This window comes from Skermanella sp., assembly GCF_059503625.1.
Genome location: NZ_JCACHA010000222.1, coordinates 1 through 3,259, shown reverse-complemented (window position 1 = coordinate 3,259; position 3,259 = coordinate 1). Strand labels below are relative to the sequence as shown.

The following is a 3,259-nucleotide window of genomic DNA, read 5'->3' as shown; positions in this document are numbered from 1 at the left end:
CACGGCCAGATACAGCAGGAACAGACCGCCGCCGACGCGCAGCGCCGTCTCGATCCACGGGTTCCGCGCCGCCAGCAGGGCGACGCCGAATACCGCGCCGAAACCCCAAACCGTCTCCCCGATGGCCATGCCCATCGCCACCTTCAGGGCGGCGGGGCGGCCCTTCTGCATGGCGGTGCCCAGCAGCACGGCGAAGTTCGGCCCTGGGCTGATCAATGCCAGCGCGAAGGCCGCCCAGAACGCGGCGAGCAAGGAAGCGGCGACCATGACGAAGAACTCCTGAAGGTAATCGGAAATGAGGGTAATCGGGAAAAGGAGCCGACAAGTGCTCCATATTCAGGCAGCCGTCAACTCCAGTGAAGCGGTATAGCCGCCAGGAACCATCGCCCGAAGGTCCGGTTGATCCCTGTCATCGAAAAGAGGACAGCGCCATGACGACTGAAAAAGACAAGGACCAGACCCGCCAGAACCCTTCCGGCGAGAACCAGGACCCCAACCGGAAGGCTCCGGCCGATCATCCCTCCGACCCGCCCACCAGCGGCGCTCCCGGTTCGACCGGAACGGACAACAGCCTCAACACGACATCGACCTGAGCGTTCTCAAGCCTGCCCGTCTTCATCTCCCACGGCGCCGCCGGCTCGTTGCAGGTTGTGTATCAGCCCGTTGATGAGCTGCACCAGCAGCGGGTCGGCCCGGTTGATCGTCTGGCGCAGCATGCTGGCTGGCATCTCCAGCAGTTGCGTTTCCCCGACGGCGCTGGCGCTTGCCATGCGCGGCCTCCGGTTCAGGATCGCCATTTCGCCGAACAGGCCACCCGTCTCCACCGTGCCGAGCACGTGTTTGTCCGCGTTGGTGCCGGTCCAGATGATGACCGAACCGCGCTCGACCAGATACAGGTGGTCGCCAGGATCGCCCTTGCGGAAGATCAGGTCGCCGGGGCGATAGTGCTTGTGCTGGAGGATGGCGGCCATGATGCAGGATTTCCGTGGGAGCCGGTCAGAAACGCTTTCCCCGAAATTGTGCAACAGGACTCCGCACCGGCGCAAGCCGTGCGACATCTAACCGCTTCGGCCGACGCAGCCTAACGGCTGGGGCTCACGCGCCGGTAGCTCAGCGCCTCCGCAATATGGTGCCGGCGTACTCCGCTGCTGTGCTCCAGGTCGGCCAGCGTACGGGCGACGCGGAGCACGCGGTGATATCCCCGCGCCGACAGCCGCATGCGCTCGGCAGCTTCCGTCAACAGCTTGCGGCCCTGCTGGTCAGGCGCCGCGATCCGTTCCAGCAGATCGCCGTCCGCTTCCGCGTTGGTCCTGGGTGCTTGGCCGTGTCCGGTATAGGCTTCCTTCAGCCGGGCCGTCTGGGTAGCCCGCGCGGCGGCGACTCGGGCCGCGACCTCGGCGCTGCCTTCCGCCGGCGGCGGCAGGCTCAAATCGGCGGCGCTGACCGGCGGTACGTCGACATGGCAGTCGATCCGGTCGAACATGGGGCCGCTGATCTTCGATTGATATTGAACGGCGCACTTGGGCGCCTGGGCGCAGGCACGCGATGGGTCGTCCAGGAAACCGCAGCGGCACGGGTTCATCGCGGCGACAAGCTGGAAGCGCGCCGGATACGTGACATGGACGTTCGCCCGCGCCACTGTCACGCGCCCTGTCTCCAGCGGCTGGCGCAGCGCTTCGAGCACCTGCCTTGGGAATTCAGGAAGTTCGTCGAGAAAAAGTACGCCGTTGTGCGCCAGGCTGATCTCGCCGGGTTTGGCTTTTGAGCTGCCCCCGACCAGCGCCGGCAGACTGGTTCCCTGGTGCGGCTCTCTGAACTGTCGATTGCGCAGCAGCCTGCCGCCTTGCAGAAGCCCGGCAACGCTGTGGATCATGGATACTTCCAGCGCTTCCGCCGGGTCCAGCGGCGGCAGGATTCCCGGCAGGCAGGAGGCCAGCATCGATTTGCCCGAGCCTGGAGGACCGACCATCAGAAGGTTGTGGTTCCCAGCCGCAGCGACCTCCAGAGCGCGCTTCGCCGTTTCCTGACCTTTGACGTCGCGCAGGTCGCGCATGCCGGGCGCCACCTCTTCCATATGAGGTTTCGGCTGGGCCAGCACCTGGGTCCCTTTGAAGTGGTTGATCAGGGCCAGCAGGGTCGGCGGGGCCAGCACTTCGAGATCGGCGGCCCAGGCCGCTTCGCTGCCGCAGGCCGCCGGGCAGATCAGGCCGCGCTTGTGGGACACGGCGCCGATGGCGGCCGGCAGTACCCCGGCGACGGCGGTCAGGCTGCCGTCGAGCGCCAGTTCGCCCAGGGCGGTGTAGCCGGCGATCTCTTCCCCTGGCAGGACGCCCATGGCGACGAGCAGGCCCAGGGCTATCGGCAGATCGTAATGGCTGCCTTCCTTCTGGACATCGGCGGGCGCCATGTTGACGGTGATGCGCTTGGCCGGCAGCGACAGTCCGAGGGCTTGGAAGGCCGAGCGGACGCGCTCCCGGCTTTCGCCGACCGCCTTGTCCGGCAACCCAACGACGTTGAACGCTACCGCGCCGCCCGAAAGCTGGACCTGCACGTCGATGTCCAGCACTTCGATGCCCTGGAAGGCCACCGTATTCACCCGCGCAACCAACGTGAGGCCTCCCGCTTCATGGCACACGCCCTTGTATGCTGAATACGATCGAACCGCCAGGGGCGGAGGCATATCCCAGATCGTCCGCACGTGGTCGGATTGCCGCAGGGAAGCGATGAAACGACCGATGCAGGTTATCTGTTTAAACAGGCCAGCATTGCCGCGACGACGATTGAATCCGCCTTGTCGGATTTTGCGCGCATGGTAATAGGCGGTTATGGGTGAAAATTTGTGGACGGGTTTGCCGGCGATGCGGAACTTGACTTCTGAAGGGCAGGCGAAGATCGCCGAAATCGCCCAGCGCCACGGCGTCAGCACCGATGGCGCCCTGACCATGCTGGATGCGCTGCAACGGGGTGGCGGCACCATGGCCCAGTTCAGCCATCCCGACTTCGGCGGCGCCGGCCAGTGGATGCGCGGCGGCATGACGATGGTCAGCGACCTGTTCAACAACGCGCTGAAGGCCAAGGTCGATGGCGTCTGCAACGACCTGTCCTACCTGCTCGGCGGCGACCTGAACTTGTTTCAGGAACCGGCACAGAGCACGGGCTCGTCCTTCGGCTCGTTCGGGAACTATGGTTCCTGGTGGCCTTCGGAATTCGGCCAGCCGAACTCCAGCGGCGGTCAGAACGACATCCGTTACGCCTATTT

The 3,259-nt window shown here is 65.4% G+C and carries 4 protein-coding genes and 1 pseudogene; 2 read left to right on the top strand and 3 right to left on the bottom strand.

Annotation, left to right across the window (positions count from 1 at the left end):
• On the bottom strand, positions 1-267 hold a 267-nt coding region (locus AC5JJ6_RS05510; RefSeq protein WP_496041079.1), incomplete at its 3' end, for a LysE family translocator.
• A 164-nt stretch (positions 268-431) separates the two neighbouring features.
• Between AC5JJ6_RS05510 and AC5JJ6_RS05505 the strand changes: the two genes are divergently transcribed.
• Positions 432-593: a hypothetical protein gene (locus AC5JJ6_RS05505; RefSeq protein ID WP_496041078.1), complete on the top strand. Its 162-nt coding sequence runs from the start codon at positions 432-434 to the stop codon at positions 591-593.
• Between the two features lie 6 nt (positions 594-599).
• On the opposite strand, the gene AC5JJ6_RS05500 is transcribed toward AC5JJ6_RS05505, so the two are convergent.
• Positions 600-971, bottom strand: coding sequence for a cyclic nucleotide-binding domain-containing protein (locus AC5JJ6_RS05500; RefSeq protein ID WP_496041077.1), 372 nt, complete (start codon positions 969-971; stop codon positions 600-602).
• 110 nt (positions 972-1,081) lie between these two features.
• Complete coding sequence (locus tag AC5JJ6_RS05495) at positions 1,082-2,608, bottom strand: YifB family Mg chelatase-like AAA ATPase (RefSeq protein ID WP_496041076.1); 1,527 nt, start codon at positions 2,606-2,608, stop codon at positions 1,082-1,084.
• A 259-nt stretch (positions 2,609-2,867) separates the two neighbouring features.
• On the opposite strand from AC5JJ6_RS05495, the pseudogene AC5JJ6_RS05490 reads away from it, so the two are divergent.
• A pseudogene (locus AC5JJ6_RS05490) lies at positions 2,868-3,259 on the top strand (SHOCT domain-containing protein); the annotation flags it as partial.

What these genes read in the sequence shown, in the direction of transcription:
- AC5JJ6_RS05505 (WP_496041078.1), top strand. Translation starts at nt 432, where the DNA reads ATGACGACTGAAAAAGACAAGGACCAGACCCGCCAGAACCCTTCCGGC.
- AC5JJ6_RS05500 (WP_496041077.1), bottom strand. Translation starts at nt 971, where the DNA reads ATGGCCGCCATCCTCCAGCACAAGCACTATCGCCCCGGCGACCTGATC.